Origin of the sequence: Geobacillus uzenensis (assembly GCF_002217665.1) — a bacterium.
GTDB lineage: Bacteria > Bacillota > Bacilli > Bacillales > Anoxybacillaceae > Geobacillus > Geobacillus subterraneus.
In genome coordinates, this window is record NZ_NEWL01000005.1 from 177,489 (window position 1) to 203,892 (window position 26,404).

Sequence of the window (26,404 nt, forward strand, 5' to 3'; positions counted from 1 at the left end):
CGCGCGAAAACAAATGAACGCAAGGGGGAAATCGATATGGAAAACGCACGCCCAATCCGCCTCGGCTTGATTGGAGCTGGAGGGATTTCCAACGAACACATCAAAGCGGCGCTAAAGCTTTCGGAGCGCGCCGTCTTGCAGGCGATTTGCGACGTCAATGAACAAGCAGCCGTGGAAAAAGCGAAAACGTATGGCATTCGCAACGTGTACAGCGACTACAAAGAGCTGCTCACCTCACCAGATGTCGATGCCGTCATCATCACCGTGCCGAACTTTTTGCACGCCCAAGTGGCGGTCGACAGCTTGCGGGCCGGAAAACACGTTCTTTGCGAAAAGCCGATGGTAACGAAAGCGGAAGAAGCGGATGCCATCATCCGCGCCCGCGACGAATCGGGGAAACAATTTATGGTCTCGCTGAACAACCGATTCCGTCAAGCGGCGCAATGGCTTCATGAACGCATCGCAGAAGGCGCGTTCGGCGACATTTATTACGCGAAAACGGGCTGGGTGCGCCGCCGCGGCATTCCCGCATGGGGGGCGTGGTTTTTTGACCGTGAGCGCTCCGGAGGCGGTCCGCTCATCGACTTAGGCGTTCATATGCTTGATGTCACGCTTTGGCTGCTTGGAAACCCGAATCCGATCGCGGTGACGGGGAAAACGTACGCCAAATTTGGCCCGCGCCACCAAGGGGCATGGCCGGGAACGGCGTTTGCGCCAACCGCCTCGTATACGGTCGAAGACTTCGCTTCGGCGTTCATCCAGCTCGAAAACGACGCGACGGTGCTGCTTGAGACGAGCTGGGCGTCGCACATCGAAGAGGAGCGGGCGTATGTCGAGTTTCTTGGCACCGAAGGCGGCGTGCGCTGGGAGTGGAATGTGGCTGGAAACCGCCAAGAAGTGAAATGGTTCCGCCATGAACACGGCGTTCCAGCGGATGTCACCCTCCATTTTGACGATCAAGGCGAACGGGTGGCGCTCCTTGACCATTTCTTGACGAGCATCGCCGGGAACACATCACCGCTTTGCACGGCGGAACAAGGACTCACGATCGCCAAAGTGCTGGAAGCGATTTATGCCTCGTCCGAACAAGGGCGGCAAGTCCGCATTGAATGGTAAAGATCAACTGCTTTGTGCTTGCCGTGGCAAGCCGAAATCCAATCGAGGGGGAAGAACATATGACAACACCGATCCGCGTCGTCGTCTGGAACGAATTTCGCCATGAAAAGAAAAATGAAAAAGTAAGAGCCATTTATCCGGAAGGGATGCACACCGTCATCGCGAGCTACTTGGCTGAAGCCGGGTTTGACACAGCGACCGCCGTGTTGGATGAACCGGAGCACGGCTTGACCGATGAGGTGCTCGACCGGTGCGACGTTCTCGTCTGGTGGGGGCATATCGCCCATGACGAAGTGAAAGACGAAGTGGTTGAACGCATCCACCGCCGCGTGCTTGAAGGAATGGGGCTTATTGTTCTCCACTCCGGACATTTCTCGAAAATTTTCAAAAAGCTGATGGGAACGACATGCAATTTGAAATGGCGCGAGGCGGATGAAAAGGAGCGTCTCTGGGTCGTCGCCCCGGGCCATCCGATCGTCGAAGGGATCGGACCGTACATCGAGCTTGAACAGGAAGAAATGTACGGTGAGTTTTTCGACATTCCGGAGCCGGACGAAACGATTTTCATCAGCTGGTTTGAAGGCGGGGAAGTGTTCCGCAGCGGCTGCACGTTCACGCGCGGGAAAGGGAAAATTTTCTACTTCCGCCCCGGCCATGAAACGTATCCGACGTACCATCATCCAGATGTGCTGAAAGTGATCGCCAACGCCGCCCGCTGGGCCGCGCCGGTCAACCGCGGGGAAATCGTCTTCGGCAACGTCAAGCCGCTGGAACCGATCAAAGCGAAACAAGGGGGAACAGCGCGATGAAACCGATCAACGTCGGCATCGTCGGCACGGGCTTTTCCGCCTCGTCCCATATCGAGACGCTCCGCCGCCTGCCGTTTGTGAACATTGTCGCCATTGCCTCAAGCAGCCAAGAAAAAGCGGAGGAAGCCGCGCGCCGGTTCGGGATTCCGAAAGCGTACGGCGACTACCGGGCGCTGATTGACGACTCGGACGTGGAAGCGGTCCACAACTGCACGCGCAACGTCTTGCATTTTCCGATTAACAAGGCCGTGCTGGAGGCGGGGAAACATTTGTTGTCGGAAAAGCCGCTCGCCATGGACAGCGAGCAGTCGACCGAACTGAAACAACTGGCGGACAAAAGCCCGGGTTTGAGCGCTGTCTGCTTCAACTACCGCCACTACCCGCTCGTCGCTGAGGCGAAAGAGCGGCTCGCCCGCGAAGCGAAGCGCGTCCATTTCGTCTATGGCGGCTATGTGCAAGACTGGCTCCTTTATGACACCGACTACAACTGGCGGCTCGATCCGGCGCAAAACGGCCCGTCGCGCGCCATCGCCGACATCGGCTCGCACTGGTGCGACACAGTGCAATACGTGCTCGGCAAACGCATCGTCGAAGTGTTCGCCGATTTGCGCACCGTCCATCCGGTTCGCTACAAGCCGAAGCAGGAAGGAAGCACGTTCACATCCGGACGCGCTCAAGACGCCGAACCGGTCCAGATTGATACGGAAGACGGCGGCAGCGTGCTCGTCCATTTTGCTGACGGCACCCACGGCGCATTCACGATTTCTCAAGTGAGCGCCGGCCGGAAAAACCGGCTCTATTTTGAAATCGCCACCGATGCCATGACGCTCGCCTGGGATCAGGAGCACCCGAACCGCCTCTGGGTCGGGCGCCGCAACGGCCCGAACGAAGAAGTCGTCCGCGACCCGGCGCTCTTGTCGCCGCGTGCCGCCTCGCTCGCCCATTACCCGGGCGGCCATGAAGAGGGCTGGCCGGACGGGCTGAAAAACTTGTTCTTAGACTTTTACAGCGCCATCAGCCGGAAACAGCGCGGCGAGGCGCTCGGCGAGCTGCCGTTTGCGACGATCGCCGACGGCCATCATACGATGACGATCGTTGACGCCATTTTGGAAAGCCACCGGACGAAACAATGGGTGCGGGTGGCGGAATAAACAGCGTCAGCGCGGCCAGCACGGGCGCGAACGGCGCGCCAAAACAAAACGACACGGTGGGGCCGGCCGCCGACTGACCGGCCCTACACCGCAAGAAGGGGGAGAAACATCAATGAAAGTAGGCGTATTTACCGTCTTGTATCAACAGCTGCCGTTTGAAGACATGCTCGACAAAGTGGCCGCGATGGGCATTGAGGCCGTCGAGCTCGGCACCGGCAATTACCCGGGCAGCGCCCATTGCGATCCGGATGACCTGTTAGACCAGCCGGAAAAAATCAAGGCGTTGAAAAAAGCGGTTCACGACCGCGGACTCATCATCAGCGCGCTCAGCTGCCACGGCAACCCGCTCCATCCGGACAAAGCGTTTGCGAAACAATCGCATGACACGTGGCGGAAAACAGTAAAACTCGCCGAGCAGCTCGAAGTCCCGGTCATCAACGCCTTCTCCGGCTGCCCGGGCGACCACCCTGGCGCCAAATACCCGAACTGGGTCACGTGCTCCTGGCCGCCGGACTACTTGGACATTTTAAAATGGCAATGGGACGAAGTCGTCATTCCGTACTGGCGCGAAGAAGCGGCGTTCGCCAAGGAGCACGGCATTCATCAAATCGCCTTTGAAATGCATCCGGGCTTTGTCGTCTACAATCCGGAAACGCTCCTCAAACTGCGCGAGCATGTCGGCGAGGCGATCGGCGCCAACTTCGACCCGAGCCATCTCCTTTGGCAAGGCATCGACCCAGTCGAAGCGATCAAATGGCTCGGCCGCGAAAAAGCGATTTTCCACGTCCATGCGAAAGATACGTACTTGGACGAAGCGAACATCCGCAAAAACGGCGTGCTGGATACGAAACATTACAGCCAAATTCTTGACCGCTCGTGGGTGTTCCGCACCGTCGGCTACGGGCAAAGTGAAAAACGGTGGCGCGACATCGTCAGCGCCTTGCGCGCCGTCGGCTATGACTATGTGCTCTCCATCGAGCATGAAGACATGCTCGTCTCGATCGACGAAGGGCTGTCCAAAGCGGTGGCGCTCCTCAAGCACGTGCAGTTTAAAGAAGAACTGCCCGAGATGTGGTGGGCATAAAAAAGGAGGCGGCAAGGAGCGAGGGGCTCTTTGCCGCCGATGGTTGTTTTTCGCATGTTTGGCATCCTTCCGTCAACGGTTTTCGGGAAACAAGAAATCGAGCGTCCATCTTGATTCTCAAATGGCGAAGGGGGATGGTTGGGCTTTATTGTTGGGTCAATCCCCATCCTCCTAGCCAGTTGCCTGCCCCCACCTATGAATCAGCTTCATGAGCATCCGAACGGAAAACGATAAAACGAAAATGGTGAGAAACGAATACATCCACGTCCATCGGTGGTATTCAATCAAATCCGTGTACTTTTCATAAAACACCTCAACGACTGTCAAAACACCGGCATACAATGCGCACTGGACAATAATTCCAGGCAGGCGGGAATGGTACGAAGTTTGGTAAAAATAAACACAAACGGTCGGATAAAGAAAGTATTCAAAAAGAATGCTCGCTTCAAAATATTTGCCTAAAAAACGGACAGGGTACTCTAACAGCTTGGCTTCCACAACAATAACGCCAAAAAACGAGGAAAAGTACGCTTTTAACAGAAACACTAAAATTTTGTCTTTGATGGGCGGGGTTCGCAAGCTGAAAAATAGTAGAATGATGCCAACAACAAGCAACCCCCACAAATGGATTCGGTCCATCCGTTCATCGTCTCCTATGATGACTTTGCTTATTGGTTAGTATGTGCGGCTTGGTGTCAAATCATCTTCAACTAGGCTGTTTTTGTCCGTACTTTGTCGCCAGATGGAGAGACCACTCCATATCCGCAAGCCGTTGTATGAAGGGGAAACGGTGGTTTTTCCCTGTCTTTCTAAGCATCATGTGCATCGTATCCAAGACGAAGAAAGAGAGGGACAAGGATTCGCTGGCAGCTTCAGTGTCCCCATGATCCAGCAAGTGCGTCAGCCCTGCATCTTACACAGCAAGCGCCGCTTGGCGGCGGATGCGCCCTTTCATGAACAGAAGCCGATGCCCATCGACGGTCAAATCGATCATCGCCCCATCGAGCACATCGTGTCCCGACTTCCGTTCATTCGCCTGCAAATACGCGACCCGATACCACTTCTGGCCGTATTCAAAGTACATATACCGCCCGCGGCGAAAATCGATCCAAAACTTCACCGGCTCCCCGTTCACGGTTTTCCAGACATACCCCCACGCCCGGTCCTGGCGAACCGGCGCCATTTTCGGCCGCGCCGAATTGATCGCTTCATAGTACAATCGGTGTTTCACGTCAAACAGCACCACGATTCTTGTCCCCTTTCGGATAGGCTATAGTATATGTATAGCGCTTCAAAGGAAAAGTAGACATGCCTACTTCTCCGTCTTCCCCACCACCCGCCCCGCAAGCAGCCGAACGGCGAGCGTTAAGAAAAACATGGTCACGAAGGAGTACACCCATGTCCAGCGGTGGTACTCAATCAAATCCGTATACCGCTCAAATACTACCTCTACCCCCGTCAACACCGCCGCATACCCCGCACATTGCGCCGCCACGCCCAACCAGCCCGAACGCCTTGATGTCGCATACACATATACGCTAACGACCGGATAGAGAAGATATTCAAAAATGACACTATTGTCCGTATAAGCCGCAAAAAAACGGACCGGATACTCGAGCAGCCCGGCCCCAGCCACGATCGCACCGAAAAAACTCGCCGCATACGCATTGAGCAGAAAGGAGATCGACACTTCCCGCAACGACAACAAGCGGAAACTAAACAAAAGCAGACCGACGCCGATCGCTACAAGCAGCCAAAGAATGAGCCATTCCATACAAGCCTCCAAGCACGAATCATGTCGATTTTTCTTTAATATGGCACGGAGGAGGGGGGAGTATGTGAGTCTTTTGGTTTAGTTATTTTGTGACGATTGATAACAGTTTTATTTAGCCAGAAACAATAGTCCTTAGAAAAAGGGCCTTCTGCTTGTTCTTTCTATGAAAAAAAGGCGAGATCTTGTAAAATAATCGTATAGTCTCGTAGATGGAGGAATAGATATGCCGATATACAATAAACTCGTTCGCGACCGCATCCCAGCCATTATCGAACAAGCCGGAAAAACGTTCACCGCTCGCATACTCGATGAGGAAGAATATAAGAAAGAACTGCAGAAGAAAGCGTTTGAAGAGCTTGAGGAGTATGTTCAGGCAGCGACCGACGAGGCCGCCATCGAAGAGCTTGCGGATGTGTTGGAAATTATTCATGCCTTAGCCGCGTGTCATGGCGCTTCGATCGAACAAGTGGAACAAATCCGGGCGAAAAAAGCAGAAGAACGCGGGGGCTTCCGTGAAAAAATTTTTTTAGTCGAGGTTCATGATGAGTAAAGTCGAGTTGATTTCACGGCGGCTCATTGACAAGCTGCAGGAACAAATAGGCCGCTCATCGACGATATACATATTGACGTCGTTTGCCATGAAATCCGGGGTTCGCCTATTGAAGGACAGTTTGCGGGTAGCGGCAGAGCGGGGGGCAGACATCAAAATTTGTATCGGTGATTACTTGTTTGTCACCCAGCCGGAAGCGCTGTGTGAACTGATTTCGATTCATCCTGACATCGAAGTGCGTCTGTTTAGAAGTGATGGGATTTCGTTTCATCCGAAGGCTTATCTGTTTGAGGACAGCGAACAAGGCTACTTTATCATCGGGTCTTCTAATTTATCTCATTCAGCTCTCACAGACGGCATCGAGTGGAATGTGGGGCTGGATAAAAGTGTTGATGAAGATGTATTTGCCGAAGCGATGGAGCAGTTTTTAAAGCTGTTTTACGCTCCGGAAACGGTGCCGGTCAACGCCGAAACGATCGCTGACTATGAAAAACAGTATCAAGATAATCACCAACGCCATCCCAACTTATCTCGTACATGGGCTGAGACAGAGGAAATCGAGTTAATGCTTCCGTCGGAAACGGAAAAGAAGCAAGAAGAAGAGACGGCGGACAAGGCCGATGTTGTTCATGAGACGGCTACTCCATATGGAACGATCCAGCCGCGCTTTGCCCAAGTTGAGGCATTGGAGCGGTTGGAAGCTGCGTATGAAGAAGGATACGACAAAGCGATGGTTGTCATGGCGACCGGGTTGGGAAAAACATACTTGGCTGCTTTTTTTGCCCGCCGTTTTTCGCGAGTGCTGTTCATCGCCCATCGCGAGGAGATTCTTCGCCAGGCAAAACAGTCGTTCGAACGTGTGATCCCGGATCGAACGGCGGGTATATACGACGGCAATCAAAAAGATGGAAATGCGGATATGGTGTTTGCCTCGATCTTTACGCTGAGCATGAAAAAACATTTGCTTTCGTTTCGTCCTGACTCATTTGACTTGATTATTGTCGACGAGTTCCACCATGCGGCGGCTCGCTCATATGAGCGCGTCCTTCGCTATTTCCGGCCGGAGTTTTTGCTTGGCATCACCGCCACTCCAGATCGGAACGACAATAAAGATGTGTACGCGATTTGCGATGGAAACGTTGCCTACCGCATTGACTTTATTGAAGCAGTGCAGCGCGGTTGGCTTGCGCCGTTTCGCTATTATGGCGTGTACGATGACACTGATTATTCGCAAATCAAATGGCTCGGCAGCCGCTATGATGAGAAAGAATTGCTTCAAGCGCAGCTTCGCGAGGAGATGGCGGAAAACATTTTGCGAGCATGGGAGCAATATAAGAAAACAAGAACACTTGTTTTTTGTTCATCGATTCGGCAAGCCGATTTCTTGTGCGAATATTTCCGCCGCCATGGCTACCGGACGATCAGCCTTCACTCGAAGCAAACGGACATCCCGCGCCAACAGGCCATTGCCATGTTGGAACACCGTGAACTGGACGCTATTTTCACCGTCGACTTGTTCAATGAAGGGGTCGATATTCCTTCTGTCGATACACTTTTGTTCGTGCGGCCGACGGAATCGTTGACCGTCTTCACCCAGCAAGTCGGGCGCGGGCTGCGGCTGTATGAGGGCAAGGACTACTGCGTGATCATTGATTTAATCGGAAACTACCGCAATGCTGATGTCAAACTGCGCCTCTTTGATGCACAGCGGGGCGAAACGAAGAAAAAGGCGAGGGAATCCGTTGTGCCAACGGTTCCGGAACCATGCGAACTGCATCTTGATGTCCAGGCCATCCATCTTCTCGAGGAGATGCAGAAAAAACGCCAACCGCGCAAAGAACGGCTGCTGGCCGATTACAGACAGCTCAAGCAAGAGCTTGGACGTCGTCCGAGCTACATGGAGTTGCACTTACACGGCAGAAGTGAAGCAGCGGAATATAAATCAGAGTTTAAGTCGTATTTTGGCTTCCTTTATTGGGCAGGGGAGCTGTCGGATTTAGAGAAGGAAGTGTTTCTTAAGCATGAACCGTGGCTTGTTGAGGTTGAGCGGACGGTAATGTCGAAAAGTTATAAAATGGTTGTCTTAAAAGCCATGCTCGAGCGCGGGCCTTCGGGCTGGCATGAGCCCATCACTCCGCAACAAGCGGCACCGTTCTTTCACCAGTATTTAACAGAAAAAGAATACCGGAAGCGCGTTGATTTTTCCGATGGGGAAACGAAACGACTTTGGGAGTACGACGAGGAAAAGGTGAGCAAACTGATCGCCCGCATGCCGATGACGAAATGGAGCGGCAGCTCAAAGGGACTGATCTCCTTTGCAAACAATGTGTTTGCGCTCCAATTTTCCATCGCACATGAACATGAAGAAATCTTGTACAACTGGACGAAAGAAATTTGTGAGTATCGGTTGCATGTGTATTTTGAGAGGAAAAGTGGATAAATGAGGATAGGAGTATCATCCTTAATAACTACACAGGATATTCGGTCACATGTGCTTACTCGAGGGGAAGCGGCAAATAGAATCTAAGGGGGAGAGGGTAAAGTGTTTTCTGTTGCATCAATAAACCCAACAGAGGCTCGGCGGATGATACGAAATAACGAATGGATAAAACCGACGGCAGGAGTGGCAAACGGCTATACACAAGCTAACCTAGTTGTTTTGCCAAAAGAATTGGCGTTTGAGTTTCTCCTATTTTGCCAACGCAATCCGAGGCCTTGTCCGGTATTGGATGTGACGGAGCCAGGATCATGGGTTCCAAACCTGGTGGCACCGAACGCAGATTTACGTGTGGATTTGCCGAAATACAGGATTTATCGAAATGGCGTACTAACAGAAGAGAGAACAGACATTATTGATCTTTGGAATGAAGAAATGGTCGGTTTTCTATTAGGGTGCAGTTTTACGTTTGAGCATGCTCTAATGAATAATGGAATCCCCGTTCGCCATATTGAAGAAAGCCGGAATGTTCCGATGTATAAAACGAATATTCCGTGTGTAAAAGCAGGAAGATTTGAAGGGCCTATGGTTGTAAGCATGCGCCCTATCCGTCGTAAGGACGTGGTAAGGGCAGTCCAAGTCACAAGCCGTTTTCCATCTGTTCATGGGGCTCCTATTCATATTGGTGATCCAGAACAGATAGGAATCAAGAACATTCATCAACCTGATTTTGGTGATCCGGTCACAATACATGAGGGAGAAGTCCCTGTGTTTTGGGCTTGTGGGGTTACACCTCAGGCTGTTGCGATGGAAGTAAAGCCGGAAATTATGGTTACTCATGCTCCAGGGCATATGTTTATCACCGATTTGCGTGATGAGCAGTTTGGAGTTTTGTAGCGCAAATGATTTCTTTATCTCGATCCGGAAGAAAAAAGACGATTAACGTTTTGGTAATCGACAGAATTCGTGGTGATCGTTGTTTCTATAATGGATAGATGGACAAGTCATCAACTACATGCGTATTTGAATATGGAAAGAAGGTAGGAGAAGAAATTCTCTAAGCAAAATCTATACTTCTAAAATAGAAATCGTTGATTGACTTATTTCTGTAGATGAGTATTTTTCATTACAGTAATTTCCATTCCCTAAGAGACAAACAGGGGACCCCTTAGGCGACATGGAGCTGTTTTTTGATCACATCAATGGGAATATCTTGCTTTGCGGCGTCATAGATATTCATGAGACATGAACCTCCTTGTGGGTAGTTGGTAGCACATCTATTCTAACCAAGGAATCGGGTTCATGTCTCCTTTTTTGTTTAGTTTGTAAATTTATGTTAGCAAATTTGCTCATCTACAGTACCGTAATCAAAGTGTAATGAATCGTGCGAAGTAGTGTTGATGGGGATATGAAAATGGAACGAAGTAATAGTAAGAAGTAAAGAACACGGGTGGCTGTTTTCTTTGCCGTTCGTAAAGAAAGTGTTTATAGCCATCGTCTTAGTTCGTGTCTCAATAGCGGTTATAGTGGATGGTTCTTTGGAGCATCAACGTGAGTGACTGTGGAATTGGATACAGGGGAATATGGGGATGCGCTGAAAAAGCAGCGAAAATAACGCTGCTTTTTTGTTGACAAACAAAAAAGCATTCGATAACATGGTTAGTGTAATACACATACATGTATATGTATGTGTCTGGGCGACATGTATGTATAGAATTGAGTTAAGTACTCAAACATAATGACGAAAATATTCAAGGAGGTTGTTTTCGATGAAAGTGGCGATTATTGCAGCAAACGGCGGGTTGTTTGATGCGTACAAGGTGTTTAACATTGCGACAGCGGCTGCGGCGGCAGACGCAGAAGTCGGCGTGTTTTTCACATTTGAAGGGTTGAATCTCATCCATAAAGAGGCGCACAAACAATTGCCGATTCCTGAAGGGAAAGAGCATTTTCAACAAGGGTTCCAAAAAGCGAACGTTCCATCGATTGCCGAGTTGCTTCAAATGGCGCAAGAGATGGGTGTTAAACTGATCGCTTGCCAAATGACGATGGATGTCATGGGGCTTGACAAAAACCAATTCGTCGATGGCATTGAGGTGGCGGGAGCAGCGACGTTCCTGCAGTTTGCGAAAGACGCCGATATTACATTGGCCTTCTAATCGAAAGAGAGGAGGAAAGAGAATCATGGCACAAGTTACTGTTTATACTACAACGACGTGCCCATACTGCGTCATGGCGAAAAACTTTTTGCGCGCTCAAGGGATTCCGTTTAAAGAAGTGAATGTCGAATTCGACCCGGAAGCAGCGCGCAGACTGGTGGAAACGACGGGGCAAATGGGCGTGCCCCAAATCGAAATCGGCGGCCGTTGGGTGCTCGGGTATGATCCAGATGCCATTATGGCATTGTGGAATCAGACGAATCATCGTTGAGAATAATGGACCATTGACAAAACCATAAGATCAGGAGGGGATATCGTTGGCAAAAACGATTTCGGTCAAAGAGATCGCCAATAAAATTATGCGCGGCGAGGAGTTGTTTATCGTAGACGCCCGCAATCCCGAAGATTTTGCTGATTGGCGTATTGAAGGAAAAGGAGTCGAAGTCGTCAACATTCCGTATTTTGAAGTGTTGGATGGCATTGAACCATATTTGGACCGTTTGCCGAAAGAGAAAAGCAAAACGATTTATGCCGTTTGCGCGAAGGGCGGTTCGTCAGAGTTTGTGGCCGAACAGTTGGAAGCAGCGGGCTATACGGACGTTTATTCGATCGAAGGCGGGATGAAGGCATGGAGCGAGCATTTGGAACCCGTAAAAATCGGTGAGCTGAAAAGCGGAGGGACGATTTACCAATTCGTCCGCCTTGGCAAAGGGTGTCTCTCGTATCTTGTCGAATCGAACGGTGAGGGGGCGTTGATCGATACGAACCGCATGACTGACGCTTACGTCCGTTTTGCGAACGAACACGGCATTACAATCAAGCATGTGCTCGATACGCACTTGCATGCCGACCATATTTCTGGCGGGCGTAAGTTGGCGGAAGAACTGGGTGCGACGTATTACTTGCCGCCGAAAGACGCAGAAGAGGTGACGTTTACCTACACACCGATTCAAGATGGCGACCGCATCCACGTTGGCCATGTCGTGATTGAAGCGTTGTATTCACCGGGACATACGATTGGCAGTACATCGTTTATTGTAGATGATCAATATTTATTAACCGGCGATATTTTGTTTGTTGATTCGATCGGACGCCCAGATTTGGCGGGGAAAGCGCAAGACTGGGTGAGCGATCTGCGGGAAACCCTTTATCGTCGTTATAAACAATTGGCGGATGATTTAATTGTGTTGCCAGCCCATTATATGGGGCCGAAGGAAATGAACGAGGACGGCAGTGTCGCTGAACGGTTGGGGATTTTGTATAAGAAAAATCACGGACTGAATATTTCTAGTGATGAAGAGTTTCGTCGTACCGTGACAGAAAACTTGCCGCCGCAACCGAACGCTTATCAGGAAATTCGGCAGACCAATATGGGGAAACTGCATCCGACAGAAGACGAACAACGGGAAATGGAAATCGGTCCAAACCGTTGCGCCGTTCGATAAAAAAGGAGCCGGCGTTTTCGAATGCCGGCTTTTTTCATCGGGTTGAACAATTGAGATTTCGTAGTTCTGGAAACCAAACCGCGCAGCAGTTGTTTAATGCTATGATCCTGTGTTGATGAAGGAGAAAATGGAGAATACGATTAAAATGAAAAGTCAGGAATCGGAGGGGAACGAATGACAGGGCATCGTTTTCATCATGAACATGCCGAACGGTTATTGGATCCGAAGCGCAAAGAATGGATCGACCCGGAGAAGGCGGTTTCGGTGTTGTCAGTGAAACCGGACGATACGATTATGGATCTAGGGGCAGGGAACGGTTATTTCACGATTCCGTTGGCGCAAGCAACAAACGGAAACGTATATGCGGTTGACGTGCAGCCTGAGATGATCGAATTGCTAAAGCAGCGGGCGCAACAGCTAGGGATGACGAACATACAATACCAAGTCGCGGATGTCGTTTCGACGTCGCTACCTTCCCGCTCCATCGATAAAGGTATCATGGCGTTTGTCTTTCATGAAGTGGAGCAAAAAGATGCTGCCATTGATGAAATTCGCCGTGTGATGAAGCCGGACGGGACGTTTCTTTTGATTGAATGGGAAGCGATAGAAAGCGAAATGGGACCGCCCTTGCATGAGCGCATTCCGTCCGATCAGTTGCTTTCCTATATGAAACAAAAAGCGGGGCATGTGGAACTTGTCCGTTTCCATCCAGCTGTCTATGGCTTGTTGATTCGTTGGACGTAATCCGATTTTTCAGAGGGCGGATAGTCGCACCGAGTACGCGGTGCAACAATCCGTTTCTTGATTTGAGAAGGTGATTGTTGAGCATCGTTCTTCATGGTATCACCGGTCTTGTAAAAGGCCGGTGAATCATGGGGACTACAAGGAACAAAAAACTGATGTGACAAAGTTTCTCTATTTGATAAATATTGTCGGAAAATAGCGCGTTTCGTTACATCACCAGCTTTTTTGGAAGCCTAGAAGGTTGGTGAAAAACAGCTGTTTGTCTTGATCGATGATTGAACGCGTGAACATAGAGGCTGATGTAACAAGTTTTTTCTACTTGGGAAACGATTCCGAGAAGCGGTTGCGTGAGTAAATCACCAGCCCGCTAGAAAAATGACAGGTTTCCCTGCCTGCAGCGGTTTTTGTGGAAAAGCAAGACGGTTGGAAATACATTCCTGTTGATTATATACTATTAGGGGTATATAATCACTTTGCATAGATAAAGAAGAGGAGGGTGAGATATTGATTGGGGGCAGTTTGTTGCTGATTTTTCTCACTTTGTTCATCGTAGCGCTGTATCGGCGCTACGGTCCGGTAAAAGGCGTTTTGTGTCTTTCGGTCGATCAAGTGTCGAACCACTTGCTTATTGTCGATTTGCGTGATTATAATGAAATCAACGACCGTATGTTTCGCCATGCACTGCATATCCCTGTTGCCTATATCAAACGGCAGCTGTCATCCATTCCGCGGCAGCCATTGCATGTGGTTGCTCAAGATGTGGTGGAAAAAAATATTGGCATTCGGCTGCTGCGCCGCTACGGTTATGAGGTGAAAAGCTACTCAATCGCGGCTTGTGATTGTCGAACAAGGAGGCGAGCCAACCGATGGAATACAATAAAGAAATCAAAAACCGCTTAAAACGGATTGAAGGACAAATTAAAGGCGTCCTCGGTATGATGGAACAAGGCAAAGACTGCAAGAGCGTCGTTTCCCAGCTGTCGGCGGCGCGCAATGCCATTGATCGCGCCATTGCCGTCATCGTCAGCACCAATTTGGAACATTGCCTGCGGGAAAGCATGGAAAAAGGAGAAAACGCAGATCATCTTGTCAAAGAAGCCGTCGAACTATTGGTCAAAAGCCGTTAATGCGTTGCTCAACAAAAAGGTGTTGACAACGTTCTTTTTCTTGTAGTAATATACCCATAGGGGTAATGGTAATAAACTTTATCTAACCAAGGAGGTCATCAATGATGAATGTAGCAAAAGTATTGGATGCCAAAGGACTAGCTTGCCCGATGCCGGTGGTGAGAGCGAAAAAAGCGATGGACGAATTGCAATCAGGTCAAGTGCTCGAGGTGCACACGACCGATAAAGGGGCGAAAAACGATTTGCCGGCATGGGCGAAAGCGAGCGGCCATACGGTGCTTGAGATGAAAGAAGACAACGGTGTGTTGATGTTCTGGATCCAAAAAGGATAATGTGTGCACATTTTTATACCCATACAGGTATGAAGGGAAGGAGGCAGCCAGATGACACAGCCGAAGAAAAAGACGACGATCATTTTGTTCAGCGGCGACTATGACAAGGCGATGGCGGCTTACATCATCGCCAACGGCGCCGCTGCCTACGACCATGACGTGACGATCTTTCATACGTTCTGGGGGCTGAACGCCTTGCGGAAAGAGGCGTCGGTTCCAGTGCAAAAAGGGTTTCTTGAAAAGATGTTCGCGAAAATGATGCCGCGCGGCGCGGACCGCATGGGGCTGTCGCGCATGAATTTTGCCGGCATCGGCCCGAAGTTGATCAAAAAGGTGATCAAAAAGCATAACGCCATGCCGCTTCCGCAGTTGATCGAAATGGCGAAAGAGCAAGGTGTCAAGCTTGTCGCCTGTCAAATGACGGTCGATTTGCTGGGGCTGAAGCCGGAAGAATTGATCGACGGCATTGAGTTTGCGGGGGTGGCTGCGTATTTGGCTGATGCTTCGGAAGGAAATGTGAACTTATTTATTTAAAATGAGGGAAGGGTATGTCACAAACCATCATCAACATCGTGTTGTTCGTTTTGCTTGCTTGGTTTCTCGCCAGTCGTTTCATTCCGCCGAAAGGTGTGCAAATGATTACGACAGCGGAGTTAAAACGGCGGCTGAAACAACCTGGCGTGCAATATATTGACGTGCGCACTCCGATGGAGTTTCGCTCTTTCCACTTGCCGGGCTTTCGCAACATTCCGCTGCACGAATTGGCTGCACGTGCTCGCGAACTATCGAAAGAAAAAGAAGTGGTGGTCATTTGTCAAAGCGGAATGAGAAGCCAAAAAGCGAGCAAATTATTAAAGAAAATGGGATTTCAGCACGTAACGAACGTCAAAGGCGGTTTAAGCGCTTGGCAGTAGAGGAGGATGACGATGAAAACAATCACAACGAAAGAGGTGGAAGAACGGCTTCGCGCCGGAGAGCCACTTCGGATCATTGACGTGCGCGAACCGGATGAAGTGGCCGCAGGAAAAATTCCGGGAGCGGTCAACATTCCGCTCGGTTTGATCGAGTTTCGCATGCATGAATTGGACAAAAATGAGGAATACATTCTCGTCTGCCGTTCCGGCGGCCGCAGCGGCCGTGCCGCGGAGTTTCTTGACAGCCGCGGTTACCGCGTCATCAACATGACAGGCGGCATGCTCGCCTGGGAAGGGCCTGTCGAATAAGCTGTAAGGAGGGATTCGTTCATGATTAAAGTTGATATGACCGTTGATGCGAAAGGACTGTCCTGCCCGATGCCGATCGTTCGAACGAAAAAGGCGATCAATGAATTGCAACCGGGTCAAGTGCTGGAAGTGCAGGCGACGGATAAGGGATCCAAAGCCGATATTAAAGCATGGGCGGAAAGCACAGGGCATCAATATTTAGGAACAATTGAAGAAAATGGGGTTTTGAAACATTATATCCGCAAGTCAGCGGAAAATGAAACACGCAAAGAAACGGCATTCCCTCATGTCGTATCGAATGAACAATTGCAAGAAAAACTTCACGATCCGGATTCGTTCGTCTTGGATGTCCGTGAACCGGCGGAGTATGCGTTCGGCCATATTCCAGGTGCGGTTTCGATTCCGCTCGGGGATCTTGACAGCCGAATGACAGAGCTTCCGAAAGACAAAACGATTTACGTCGTGTGCCGCACAGGGACACGGAGCGATTTGGCCGCACAAAAGCTGGCCGAAAACGGATTTGACCGTGTGCGCAACGTCATTCCAGGCATGTCGCAGTGGAATGGGCCGCTTGATTCCGCTCAATCATAATTGAGCGGCCTTTTTCAACAAACTAATATACACTAGGGGGTATATGGGCATGGTGAAAGAAATGACTGTACAACAAATGACGGAAAAGGTGTTAAACAAAGCATCGTTGTTTATCTTGGACGTTCGCAATGAAAGCGATTTTCGCGATTGGAAAATCGAAGGGGAAAACTTCGCGTATTTGAACGTGCCGTATTTCGAATTGATTGACGGCGTGGATTCGATTGTCGACCGTCTTCCGAAAGACCAAGACATCGTCGTCGTGTGCGCGAAGGGCGGATCGGCGGCGTTTGTCGCTGAGCAGCTGGCAGAAGCCGGGTTTGACAACGTGTATACGCTCGCCGGCGGGATGCAGGCGTGGAGCGAGCATCTCCATCAAGCGAAGGTATACGAAGATGATCAATTGAAAATTTACCAATTCATCCGCGTCGGCAAAGGATGCCTGTCGTATATGATCATCTCAGGAAGCGAAGCGCTTGTCGTCGATCCATTGCGGTTTGTCGATGTGTATGAACAAGTGGCCAAACAAGAAGGGGTAACGATCACGCATATCGTGGATTCGCACTTGCATGCCGATCATTTGTCCGGCGGCAAAGCGCTGGCTGAACGAACGGGAGCAGCATATTACTTGATGAAAAGCGAAGGGGCGGTGTTCGATTTCAAGCCGCTTGAGCAACATGAAACGATCGACTTTGAAAACGTTCATCTTGAAGTGCTGGCAGTGAAAACGCCGGGCCATACGCCGGGCAGCGTCTCGTTCTTCGTCAACGGAAAATGGTTGTTCTCAGGTGACACGATTTTTGTCGGCGGTCTCGGGCGTCCGGACCTTGGCGGCAAAGTGGCCGAATGGGCAGAAGATTTGTATCACACCGTATATGAAAAAGTCACAGCCATGGCTGATGATGTCATCGTCTTGCCGGCGCACTACGCGAACTTAGACGAAGAAATCAACGCGGAGGGGTATGTCGGCGATGCGTTAGGCCGTATCCGCGCCCGCAATGAGATGATGCAAAACAAACCAAAAGACGAATTTATCGATCTTGTCATCCAAAGCGCCAAAACGGAAACCCCGCCGAACTTCGAAGACATTGTCGCCATCAACCGCGGTCTCAAAACGGTGGATATCGAAACACAACGAGAGCTTGAGATCGGCCCGAACCGCTGCGCGCTGCATCATACTCATGCCTAATGAGCGGTTGCTTAGGTAGAGGGGGATGTGCTGAACAGATCCCCCTCGTTTTTCAATAAAGATCAAGAGAGGAGGCGTAAAAGGTGGACATATCGCTTCAGTTTATCATTGTCATCTTTTTGATCGGCTTTATCGGCTCCTTTATTTCCGGTATGGTCGGCATTGGCGGATCCATTATTAAATATCCGATGCTGCTATACCTCCCGCCGTTGTTTGGGCTGGCGGCGTTCAGCGCCCATGAAGTGTCGGGGATCAGCGCCGTGCAAGTGTTTTTCGCCACGATCGGCGGCGTATGGGCGTACCGGAAGGGCGGCTACTTGAATAAATCGCTCATTTTGTATATGGGGGCAAGCATTTTCATCGGCAGTTTCGTCGGCGGCTATGGCTCGAAGCTAATGAGTGAAGGAGCGATTAACGTTGTCTACGGCGTGCTGGCGGCGTTGGCAGCGATCATGATGTTTGTTCCAAAAAAAGGGATCGATGACATTCCGCTCGACCAAGTGACATTCAACAAATGGCTGGCGGCCGTCTTGGCGTTTCTGATCGGCGTCGGGTCCGGCATCGTCGGGGCGGCGGGGGCATTTCTACTTGTGCCCGTTATGCTCGTCGTCTTGAAAATTCCGACTCGAATGACGATCGCTACTTCTTTGGCGGTGACGTTCATTTCCTCGATCGGCTCGACGTTCGGGAAAATCACCACCGGCCAAGTCGATTACGTTCCAGCGTTCATCATGATCATCGCAAGTTTGCTTGCCTCACCGCTCGGGGCGAAAGCCGGACAAAAGATGAATACGAAAGTGTTGCAGGTGATCTTGGCAGTATTGATTTTGGCGACAGCAGTGAAAATTTGGGTGGATATTTTATGATCGAAGCGCTTGAAAGGCGACGGGTCACGGGAAAAGACATGTGAACGCTGGAACTGATCATGTGTCGCCGTCCGTTTTCTGCGTGATGGTGAGCGATCGATTTGGGCATGCTAAACAACGGGAAAACATAACGAAGGGAAGAAGGAGCGATGTTCCATTACACGGTTGACGTGCCAACAGACATGGGCGAAACGATCGAGCATTTGGAAGAGAACTTGAAACAAGAAGGATTTGGCGTGCTCTGGCAGTTTAGCGTAACCGAGAAGCTGCAAGAAAAGGGGCTTGATTTTTCCACGCCGATGGTCATTTTGGAAGTGTGCAACCCGCAAGAAGCGGCGCGGGTGTTAAATGAAAACTTGTTGGTCGGTTATTTTTTGCCGTGTAAACTCGTTGTCTATCAAGAGAACGGCACAACGAAAATCGGCATGCCGAAGCCGACAATGCTTGTTGGCATGGTGAACGAGCCGGCGTTGAAGGAAATCGCGGAAGATATTGAGAAAAGGTTGGTCGCTTGCATTGACCAATGCCGTCAGTGAAAAGGAAAAAGGTGTCCCACAGACTAAAGGGTTCCGTTTTGAGGTGCAAAAACAAAAAAATGGTCGAAAATGACACTATTTTTGACAAATCAATTAGCATTCAATTAAATTAAAAAGCAGGGTAATTGCTAACGGATTCACATTAGGAAGGGAAAATGTTAAATAATACATCAAATAGCAAGGTAATTAGCAATACATTTAAACAAAAATAACAATATAAATCGCAAAGAAAAACGCTCAGATTTTCATTCTGAGCGTTTTTAATACTTATTAGTGTTTCTTATTGAACTGAAGATTCCCATTAATTAAAGAAATGTTTAGTTCTTAACCTCAACAACAAATTCATCAAAAAATTTATTGTCGATAAACACTTTAATTTTCCACAGTCCTGGCGAAGGGAAAGATACTTGTGAACGAGCATGTCCTTGAATTTCTTTATCTTTCGGCGTTAACTTTTCATCTTTAAACAGGATTGGATTGATTTCTTTATTGGTATCTTGGTGAACAGCCTTTACTTCCCATTCTTTATAAGAAATATCCTCCGAACCCCAAAAATGCCACATCCACTTTTGTCCTTTTCCTGCTTTTACTTCACCACCGATGATGCCTATTTTTCCTTCCTTACCAAACATTTCACCATAGTCCGTAGAGAACGTTGGACTAACTTCCCATTTTTCTTCTTTAGATTTCTCTACATTATTCGAACATCCCACCAAAAGAAGCAAAAATAAAAAAATACAAGAAATAAATTGTTTCAACGTTTCTCCCTCCCTCTAGAAATGTTGATCTATCAAGGCTTTTCGGCCTCTCAGGGGTGTCCAAAAAATATTTTTCGACAAAATCCCTTACATCCTTTTTCAGTTTTGTGGATATCTTACAGACCTAGGGTGCGAAAAATACATGTTTTCACCTCCCATCTAACTATATGATACTATATTTTACTGAATCTATCCTATTTTCAGCAAAATATAGTTAAGGCGATTCATCTCCCACTTACTCCGCTTCGCTTCGTTGAAGTGAGAGTCTTCTCGCCTAATTAAGATAAAAATCCTTCCCGTCCCCCGTACGAATACTAAACCGGGGTTAAATCGCTTTCACCATGCCGCCATCGACGATCAACGCCTGCCCGGTGACGTACGAGTTTGCCTCCGACAGCAAAAAGACGACAACGTTGGCAAACTCCTCAGGCGTTCCGTAACGGCCGAGCGGAATGGCGCTTCTCATGCGCGCTTCCATTTCCTCTTTCGTAATGCCGAGCTTTTCCGCGTTCACCTTGTCTAAAAAGGCGACCCGTTCCGTCGCGATCCGTCCGGGAGCGACTGTGTTGATCAAAATATTGTCAGGGGCGAACTCCGCCGCAAGCGTTTTCGTCAGCCCGACAATCCCGGTGCGGAACGTATTGGACAAGATGAGCCCCGGAATAGGCTCTTTGATGGACGACGAGGCGATATTGACAATTTTGCCGCCTTTTTTCTTTAAATAAGGCAGCGCTTCACGAATCAGCCGAATGTAGCTCAATAAATTGAGCTCGAACGCGTATTGCCAGTCTTCGTCGCTCACTGTTTCGAACGTTCCCGCCGGAGGGCCGCCGGCGTTATTGACAAGCAAATCGATCGTTCCAAACGTCTCCACCGTTGTCGCGACAAGTCGACGGATGTCATCCGCTTTCGTCACATCGGCGCGCACATAAGCGACGCGCCCCTTATGTAAACTGCTCAGCTCCTCGGCGACTTCCTGCAGTTTTTCCTCATTCCGGCTTGTAATCATCACGTTCGCTCCTTCAAGCACAAGCGCCCGGGCAATCGCCTTGCCAAGCCCTTGGCTTGAGGCGGCAACCAACGCCGTTTTCCCGGCCAATCCGAACTCCATGGTCATCCCCCCCGAAAAAAATAGTCATAACAAATAACAATATTCGCGCTCGTTCGCCATTTTCCTTCTTTACGGATCCGCGAAAAAAAGCGATTCGCCTAGCGAATCACTTTTTTCCTTCCATTAGCTCCCGAAAACGTTTCATCCCTTCTTCCACTTCAAGATGGTCAACGTGGAATGGGCCACGGTTGGCCGACTGCAGCGGATCAGCATCGCTTCGCACCCCGATCGCCTTGGCGCCGTCGGCAGTCGCATCATTGATGATGCTTTCGCGGGCGCCGTCGCGGTAAAACTCGTGCGGATGGTCGTTTCGTCCGCGCTCTGGCATATAATCCCCTCCCTCTAGAAATGTTGATCTATCAAGGCTTTTCGGCCTCTCAGGGGTGTCCAAAAAATATTTTTCGACAAAATCCCTTACATCCTTTTTCAGTTTTGTGGATATCTTACAGACCTAGGGTGCGCCCTCCCTCTAGAAATGTTGATCTATCAAGGCTTTTCGGCCTCTCAGGGGTGTCCAAAAAATATTTTTCGACAAAATCCCTTACATCCTTTTTCAGTTTTGTGGATATCTTACAGACCTAGGGTGCGCTTCGCGGCCACGGCTGGTTATATTTTCCTGCCGCGGGGGGAAGCATATTCGATGCACCCTTTGGATCTCCGCGTCGCTGATGAGGACGAACCCTCCCATGTCTCCGGGCGTCTTCGCGCCAACATTCCCTCGTTCGGTCTCGTCATCAGGCGGAGGCCGGCCAAGCTCCTTTAGGGACTCAAGGTCGAATGGATGAAATCACGCCAGCTTCTCCGGTGTCATCTCGTTGTCCAACGATTCTTCCGTTCGCAGGGGGGAGGCCTTAGGCCGCCCGTTGCACCTGGGACAAGACGTCCTGTTTCATTCGCTCCGCGTCAAACGCTTGTTTCTTCGTACAAATCGCAAACAGCACATTCAACAGCTTCCGGCACAAGGCGACGATGGACTGCTTTCCGGTCAGCGGATTGACGGATCGGGTCGTATAATACTCATGCAGCTCGCGAAACGCCTCGTTATGCCGAATCAGCGGAATCATCGCCCGAAACAGCACCGAGCGCAACCGTTTCCGTCCCCGTTTGGAGATGTGCTTTTGCCCTTTGCGCTGGCCGGAGGAGTTCTCCTTGAGCGTCAGGCCCGCCAACTTCACCAATTGGCGCGGGTCCCGATAATGGGCGAAGCTGCCGATCTCCGCCAGCAGATCGATGATCGTGGCGTCTCCCAACCCGTCGACCGTTTTCAACCATTGGTACTCCATCGTCGTTTGAACCAATGCCTTCAACTCGGCGTCCAGTGCAGCGATCTCCGCCTCCAATTGGCGGTATCGGCGGACGAGCGCGGCGATCTCAAACCGGGCCATCGCTGTCCCTTCCGTCACCCCAATCGAGTCCTTCGCGGTGTTGATCAACGCCTGAATTTTGGCCTTCTGCGGGCATTTCATCCCTTCGCTTTGCCGGTACACCTCAAGAAGCTCCTCCACCGTCCGGCCGGCCATATCAGCCGGAAGCGGCGTCCACTCCAACACCGAAAGCGCCGTTTTCCCCAAGTCACGAAACACGGTCCAAAACTCTGGAAAATACCGATCCGTCCAGCGGACGATCGCGTTTTTCACCGCCGTCTGTTCCTTGCGGAGCTTCTCTTTGAGCGTGCTCCCCACGCGCAAATCGGCTTCAATCTCGTGCAGCAGCCGGGGAACGAGGAATCGTCCGTCTTTTGCCAGTCTGGCAATGACCAGGGCGTCTTTGGCGTCGTGTTTCGTCGGCAGGTTGTCATCAAGTTCTTTCGACCGGCACACATGCGCCGGGTTGACCATGACCAACGGGATCCCGTGCTCCTCGAGGAAGTAGGCCAGGTTCAACCAGTAGTGCCCGGTCGGCTCCACGGCGACGATCACCTCTGACTTCCCGAACGCTTGCATCGCCCCCTGAATCGCTTTATACAGCTGTTGAAACCCCTCTTTCGACTGGAAGATCGGGAACGATTTGCGAAGCACGCGCCCCCGGTCATCCACGAAGCAGGCGTAGTGGGTTCGTTTCGCGATATCAATACCCACGACAAGCGTTTGTTCGGTTACTTGATCAATTTTATAGTTTTGTGTACAATTCATCTGAAGTCCTCCTTGGTATGGTGAGTGATGTGGTTGACACCCCTGTATCATACCAAGAGGGCTTTTTTTGATCAAGTCCCCGGAAAAGCTCCTAACGGGAATGCTCCTATCTTCATTTATAAAAGATGAATAAAGTGGTAAGTTTGTTTCTTTATTTATTGAACTAATCTCGTTAATACAATGACTAAATTATTTTAAATCAGCCAATTTCCCTCCTGTCATAATCTCAAACAAGAGAGCTGAGCTTTCTTTTGTTAATTGAGCATATTGACCATCTCTTTTAACAATTTCAAATTTGTCTTTATTAGGGCTAATCCAAACATCATAAGTTACCGCTTTTGCTTCAATGGATTCATCTTTAGCAACAATTTGAAAGCTATAATCTGGTAAACGTGCCATTTGCACTTCGGCATTTTCCCAATCAATATTATTTAGTATTTTATTTAACTGTGAAACTTTTTTATTATCAGTGATTTCTTTAGAACCTTCATCACCAAAAACCACAATTTTTTGTTCTTTGTTTTTTATTTCACTTGCACATCCCGTTACTACAAACAAAAACACTATCATTAAAGAAAATAAAGCCTTAATTTTCAAATGATTACCCCCTTTTCTAATTAGACGCTAATTTATCTTTTAGAGTTTCGTATTAAAAAAATTAACAGAACCCATAATATCAACAGAGCTATTTAATATATATTTAACATTAAATACCAAATTCCCTTTAAAAAATCACCCTAATATCCATAGGGCGATTTACTTAAAATAAATGATGTCATTCATGGTGAATTGTCGGTCGGTCATTCCAAGTCTTTGTGCAGGTGTCAGTTTCTTATCATCAAATGATTTATAAGGCAGACAAAAATTATAAAATGTGCGAAGAATCGTTAACGCATATTGAGCGTATTTCGGATTACAGTTGGAATAAATATAACTTTTCCCATCTCCTCTTGCTGTTACAAGAGGTCTTTCTAATATCGAAATCCTACGGCGAATTTGTTGCATAAACGCATTGACAGAATGGTCGTTCACGTTGAGAACCATATTTGCAATATCTTTTGGTTCGTAAGAAGATAAATCGGTTGTACAATCAACCATCCGACTTCCTTGGTCAACAGAAGGCAGGGGATGTTCAATCGGATTTTTCGCCCATTTCCGATGATATTTTCCATTGATATGGACCGTCTCATGAAATTGGTGAGTTTGAAATATCTCCTCTAATTTTAAAAAAGCAAGTTTGGATAAACTTTCTCCCACATATCCTTTACTAATTCCCCAAGCTCTTAAATCCATTCTTGCTTGCTGTGCTTCGTTAAATGCATCCGTTATGCTTTTGGAACGGTCGATTTTACAAAGAAAGTGATGAGCGTCTCCCAAACGAATTTCTTTTGAAAATACACGAAAAAGGGAAGTCATAATCGAATAATCTTCATCGGTAATAAACCTCCATTCGCTTGCATTTACCATTTGTTTGATTAACCATAAATGTGCCATTGTTGTGTATGTCGAATTTACATGACATCCATCAATGTATTTTTTCTTCTTTCAAATTCATTTCGATATTGAATGTCTAACGGTGTGTCGTTTGGTGATGGCGGCGATGGTGCGTAAGAAAAACGCAATCTCGCGTTCTTTCGAGCATATTCATATAAGCAGTCTTCTTTATATAACCATGTATCTTTTTCAACATCTTCAAGTGAAATATTCCAATCATATGCCACATCCGACCTAAAGACATATCTCGAAAATACTTCACTCGTTACAACGATATGGGTAGGAAAATGTTTATCCTCTAAGTTGTTGTATCTCCCGTTTGCTTCACCCTTTTTACGGACATTGTTTAAAAAATAAATCATTTTATCGGTATTTAACCACATATACTGAAATGACTTCTTTTCAAAAGCTTGTGTTTCATGTCGTTCCAAAAATTCCAAACATCTTCTATACAGCCACTCAAGTTTTTGGTAATACGTTTGAGAACCGATTTGAAGGATTTCACATGTACGTTTAACAGGAATTCGATTGATGATTTGTTTTGCAAATATCGGCAAGATGTCATTCCTTTTTTGATGATACCGAAATGTTTCTTCACGATTGGGAAGAACATTCGCGATTTTTCTACACGTTTTACATTGCCATTTTTGCGATTTTCCGCTGCTTTTTCCTCTTCGATAAAATTCACTCGGATGAGTAAATGGGGTGACACTACTTTTTAAACAACCATCACGATGAAATTGGTAATCAGGTTCCCAATCTTTTACTTTATCGTTGGTCGCTAATCGTTTGATTTCTTCTGCAACAGACCAATTGGAATAAGGTTCTGTTGTACAATTCCATGTTACCCCAATATGTGGTCGGATAGGGTCTGAGTTACACACAAAACGTTGACTGGCATGTTTGCCGCTACCGCTCATTTTGTATCTGCTTGGTTTATATCTGGCATTTTCAAATCTTTCTTGAGGCAAACCGAACCATTTACAAAATGGATTGGTACAAGTGTTCATTTGGATTTCAAATGTCTGACCGTTGTAATTGACTTTCACAGGTCTAAAAAGAACATCCCGATATTTTTTAGCAAAATCGATACGACTTAGCAGGGAATAGTCTTTCTGTCGCGAATTTATTTCCATATCTGTAATGGGTAGGTCGATGGTTACAATTTGGTCATTCATTGTTGCTAATCGTTTCAGTTTAGCCAATCATTTCTTCCTCCTCATCGGTATCCGAAAAAATTTGGGAGATAGCTCGTTTATTACGCCGTTTATTTTTTAGCCATTCTATAAATCCAGGGTCATCCCGAAGATTTTTTAAGAACATATCAACGACTTCATCTTCGGTGTAACCTGTGTATTGTGCATAATATTTTACGATATTTTTCGTTTGTTCAGATACGGACCAATTGGGTTTAACGTCTAGTTTTTCTTTCGGTTTGATATATTGCATTAAAAATGCCCTCCTTCAAATGACATTGAAAATGGCAATGAAATTGACATATCAATTGGCAAAGGTCAACCTCTCTTCATAAATTATTTCCATCTTCTACATTCCTTAAACATTTCCTTCCAAAAACAGTGTCATTTTTAATAAAAATTGAAATAAATGCTGTTATAACAATAAAAAATGACGTACCAGAATGGTTGTCATTTGGCACGTCATTTTACATGTCAATTTTTTATTTTGCACCCGAAAACGGAACCCGTTACCCACAGACGGGGCACCTTTTGGTTGTGCACATATAAACGGAAACGCAGGTTTGCCGAAAGAAAAGCGCTC

At 48.3% G+C, this 26,404-nt stretch carries 32 protein-coding genes; 21 read left to right on the forward strand and 11 right to left on the reverse strand.

The annotated features are described in order from the left end of the window. The first annotated feature begins 36 nt into the window (after positions 1–36). From B9L21_RS06235 to B9L21_RS06250, 4 genes are all read left to right on the forward strand, one after another. Positions 37–1,116, forward strand: a complete 1,080-nt coding sequence (locus B9L21_RS06235) for a Gfo/Idh/MocA family protein (protein WP_063165659.1) — start codon at positions 37–39, stop codon at positions 1,114–1,116. Positions 1,117–1,175: 59 nt separating this feature from the next. Then, positions 1,176–1,925 carry a ThuA domain-containing protein gene (locus tag B9L21_RS06240; RefSeq protein ID WP_063165660.1) on the forward strand — a complete coding sequence of 250 codons (750 nt, stop codon included), beginning with the start codon at positions 1,176–1,178 and terminating at the stop codon, positions 1,923–1,925. Beyond that, entirely contained in the window at positions 1,922–3,076 is a 1,155-nt protein-coding gene (locus B9L21_RS06245) for a Gfo/Idh/MocA family protein (RefSeq protein WP_063165661.1), read from the forward strand. Before B9L21_RS06240 ends, B9L21_RS06245 begins: the two co-directional genes overlap by 4 nt. A 112-nt stretch (positions 3,077–3,188) precedes the next feature. Continuing rightward, positions 3,189–4,160: a sugar phosphate isomerase/epimerase family protein gene (locus tag B9L21_RS06250; RefSeq protein ID WP_063165662.1), complete on the forward strand. Its 972-nt coding sequence runs from the start codon at positions 3,189–3,191 to the stop codon at positions 4,158–4,160. A 171-nt stretch (positions 4,161–4,331) separates the two neighbouring features. Here the strand turns inward: B9L21_RS06250 and B9L21_RS06255 are convergent, their stop codons facing one another. From B9L21_RS06255 to B9L21_RS06265, 3 genes are all read right to left on the reverse strand, one after another. Beyond that, a complete protein-coding gene (locus B9L21_RS06255) occupies positions 4,332–4,799 on the reverse strand; it encodes a CBO0543 family protein (protein WP_063165663.1) in 468 nt (155 codons plus the stop codon). Between the two features lie 274 nt (positions 4,800–5,073). Further along, positions 5,074–5,406 (reverse strand): hypothetical protein, encoded by a 333-nt coding sequence (locus B9L21_RS06260; RefSeq protein WP_063165664.1) that lies wholly within the window; start codon positions 5,404–5,406, stop codon positions 5,074–5,076. Positions 5,407–5,472: 66 nt separating this feature from the next. Continuing rightward, positions 5,473–5,934, reverse strand: a complete 462-nt coding sequence (locus B9L21_RS06265) for a CBO0543 family protein (protein WP_063165665.1) — start codon at positions 5,932–5,934, stop codon at positions 5,473–5,475. Between the two features lie 223 nt (positions 5,935–6,157). Here B9L21_RS06265 and B9L21_RS06270 point away from each other — a divergent pair, with 223 nt between their 5' ends. The 17 genes from B9L21_RS06270 (at position 6,158) to B9L21_RS06350 (ending at position 19,130) form a co-directional block, all read left to right on the forward strand. Continuing rightward, positions 6,158–6,484: a nucleoside triphosphate pyrophosphohydrolase gene (locus tag B9L21_RS06270; protein WP_063165666.1), complete on the forward strand. Its 327-nt coding sequence runs from the start codon at positions 6,158–6,160 to the stop codon at positions 6,482–6,484. Beyond that, positions 6,477–8,924 carry a DEAD/DEAH box helicase family protein gene (locus B9L21_RS06275; RefSeq protein WP_063167328.1) on the forward strand — a complete coding sequence of 816 codons (2,448 nt, stop codon included), beginning with the start codon at positions 6,477–6,479 and terminating at the stop codon, positions 8,922–8,924. The genes B9L21_RS06270 and B9L21_RS06275 overlap by 8 nt, the downstream gene beginning before the upstream one ends. A gap of 102 nt (positions 8,925–9,026) precedes the next feature. After that, entirely contained in the window at positions 9,027–9,818 is a 792-nt protein-coding gene (locus B9L21_RS06280) for a putative hydro-lyase (RefSeq protein WP_063165667.1), read from the forward strand. Positions 9,819–10,690: 872 nt separating this feature from the next. After that, positions 10,691–11,080, forward strand: a complete 390-nt coding sequence (locus B9L21_RS06285) for a DsrE/DsrF/DrsH-like family protein (protein ID WP_020278573.1) — start codon at positions 10,691–10,693, stop codon at positions 11,078–11,080. 25 nt (positions 11,081–11,105) lie between these two features. Then, positions 11,106–11,351: a glutaredoxin family protein gene (locus B9L21_RS06290; RefSeq protein ID WP_011231561.1), complete on the forward strand. Its 246-nt coding sequence runs from the start codon at positions 11,106–11,108 to the stop codon at positions 11,349–11,351. 46 nt (positions 11,352–11,397) lie between these two features. Next, a complete protein-coding gene (locus B9L21_RS06295; RefSeq protein WP_063165668.1) occupies positions 11,398–12,525 on the forward strand; it encodes an MBL fold metallo-hydrolase in 1,128 nt (375 codons plus the stop codon). A gap of 174 nt (positions 12,526–12,699) precedes the next feature. Continuing rightward, positions 12,700–13,269, forward strand: a complete 570-nt coding sequence (locus B9L21_RS06300; RefSeq protein WP_063165669.1) for a class I SAM-dependent methyltransferase — start codon at positions 12,700–12,702, stop codon at positions 13,267–13,269. 504 nt (positions 13,270–13,773) lie between these two features. Then, the gene (locus B9L21_RS06305) at positions 13,774–14,169 is read left to right on the forward strand and encodes a hypothetical protein (protein WP_063165670.1); all 396 of its coding nucleotides are present in this window, start codon (positions 13,774–13,776) and stop codon (positions 14,167–14,169) included. Next, positions 14,136–14,396, forward strand: coding sequence for a metal-sensitive transcriptional regulator (locus B9L21_RS06310; protein ID WP_063165671.1), 261 nt, complete (start codon positions 14,136–14,138; stop codon positions 14,394–14,396). Before B9L21_RS06305 ends, B9L21_RS06310 begins: the two co-directional genes overlap by 34 nt. 104 nt (positions 14,397–14,500) lie before the next feature. Next, complete coding sequence (locus B9L21_RS06315) at positions 14,501–14,728, forward strand: sulfurtransferase TusA family protein (protein ID WP_047818515.1); 228 nt, start codon at positions 14,501–14,503, stop codon at positions 14,726–14,728. 51 nt (positions 14,729–14,779) lie between these two features. Continuing rightward, the gene (locus B9L21_RS06320) at positions 14,780–15,262 is read left to right on the forward strand and encodes a DsrE/DsrF/DrsH-like family protein (protein WP_013145017.1); all 483 of its coding nucleotides are present in this window, start codon (positions 14,780–14,782) and stop codon (positions 15,260–15,262) included. Positions 15,263–15,276: 14 nt separating this feature from the next. Further along, on the forward strand, positions 15,277–15,642 hold the full coding sequence (locus B9L21_RS06325; RefSeq protein WP_063165672.1) for a rhodanese-like domain-containing protein: 366 nt from the start codon (positions 15,277–15,279) through the stop codon (positions 15,640–15,642). A gap of 12 nt (positions 15,643–15,654) precedes the next feature. Next, the gene (locus B9L21_RS06330) at positions 15,655–15,951 is read left to right on the forward strand and encodes a rhodanese-like domain-containing protein (protein ID WP_063165673.1); all 297 of its coding nucleotides are present in this window, start codon (positions 15,655–15,657) and stop codon (positions 15,949–15,951) included. Positions 15,952–15,972: 21 nt separating this feature from the next. After that, complete coding sequence (locus B9L21_RS06335) at positions 15,973–16,542, forward strand: sulfurtransferase TusA family protein (protein ID WP_063165674.1); 570 nt, start codon at positions 15,973–15,975, stop codon at positions 16,540–16,542. Positions 16,543–16,591: 49 nt separating this feature from the next. Next, positions 16,592–17,728 carry an MBL fold metallo-hydrolase gene (locus B9L21_RS06340; RefSeq protein WP_063165675.1) on the forward strand — a complete coding sequence of 379 codons (1,137 nt, stop codon included), beginning with the start codon at positions 16,592–16,594 and terminating at the stop codon, positions 17,726–17,728. An 83-nt stretch (positions 17,729–17,811) separates the two neighbouring features. Further along, a complete protein-coding gene (locus B9L21_RS06345) occupies positions 17,812–18,594 on the forward strand; it encodes a sulfite exporter TauE/SafE family protein (protein ID WP_063165676.1) in 783 nt (260 codons plus the stop codon). A 149-nt stretch (positions 18,595–18,743) separates the two neighbouring features. Next, on the forward strand, positions 18,744–19,130 hold the full coding sequence (locus tag B9L21_RS06350) for a DUF302 domain-containing protein (RefSeq protein ID WP_011231549.1): 387 nt from the start codon (positions 18,744–18,746) through the stop codon (positions 19,128–19,130). 317 nt (positions 19,131–19,447) lie between these two features. Here B9L21_RS06350 and B9L21_RS06355 read toward each other — a convergent pair whose 3' ends face one another. The 8 genes from B9L21_RS06355 to B9L21_RS06385 form a co-directional block, all read right to left on the reverse strand. After that, complete coding sequence (locus tag B9L21_RS06355; protein WP_063165677.1) at positions 19,448–19,888, reverse strand: DUF4871 domain-containing protein; 441 nt, start codon at positions 19,886–19,888, stop codon at positions 19,448–19,450. A gap of 325 nt (positions 19,889–20,213) precedes the next feature. Further along, positions 20,214–20,999, reverse strand: a complete 786-nt coding sequence (locus B9L21_RS06360) for an SDR family oxidoreductase (protein WP_063166458.1) — start codon at positions 20,997–20,999, stop codon at positions 20,214–20,216. A gap of 106 nt (positions 21,000–21,105) precedes the next feature. Next, on the reverse strand, positions 21,106–21,327 hold the full coding sequence (locus B9L21_RS06365) for a hypothetical protein (protein ID WP_063166459.1): 222 nt from the start codon (positions 21,325–21,327) through the stop codon (positions 21,106–21,108). Between the two features lie 523 nt (positions 21,328–21,850). Then, a complete protein-coding gene (locus B9L21_RS06370; protein ID WP_012749092.1) occupies positions 21,851–23,131 on the reverse strand; it encodes an IS110 family transposase in 1,281 nt (426 codons plus the stop codon). 189 nt (positions 23,132–23,320) lie between these two features. Then, the gene (locus B9L21_RS06375; RefSeq protein WP_063165678.1) at positions 23,321–23,728 is read right to left on the reverse strand and encodes a hypothetical protein; all 408 of its coding nucleotides are present in this window, start codon (positions 23,726–23,728) and stop codon (positions 23,321–23,323) included. A gap of 159 nt (positions 23,729–23,887) precedes the next feature. Beyond that, on the reverse strand, positions 23,888–24,625 hold the full coding sequence (locus B9L21_RS17900) for a hypothetical protein (RefSeq protein ID WP_225995621.1): 738 nt from the start codon (positions 24,623–24,625) through the stop codon (positions 23,888–23,890). Between the two features lie 17 nt (positions 24,626–24,642). Then, positions 24,643–25,830, reverse strand: a complete 1,188-nt coding sequence (locus tag B9L21_RS17905; RefSeq protein ID WP_225995622.1) for a hypothetical protein — start codon at positions 25,828–25,830, stop codon at positions 24,643–24,645. Further along, positions 25,823–26,074: a hypothetical protein gene (locus B9L21_RS06385; protein ID WP_063165679.1), complete on the reverse strand. Its 252-nt coding sequence runs from the start codon at positions 26,072–26,074 to the stop codon at positions 25,823–25,825. The genes B9L21_RS17905 and B9L21_RS06385 overlap by 8 nt, the downstream gene beginning before the upstream one ends. Between the last annotated feature and the right edge of the window lie 330 nt (positions 26,075–26,404).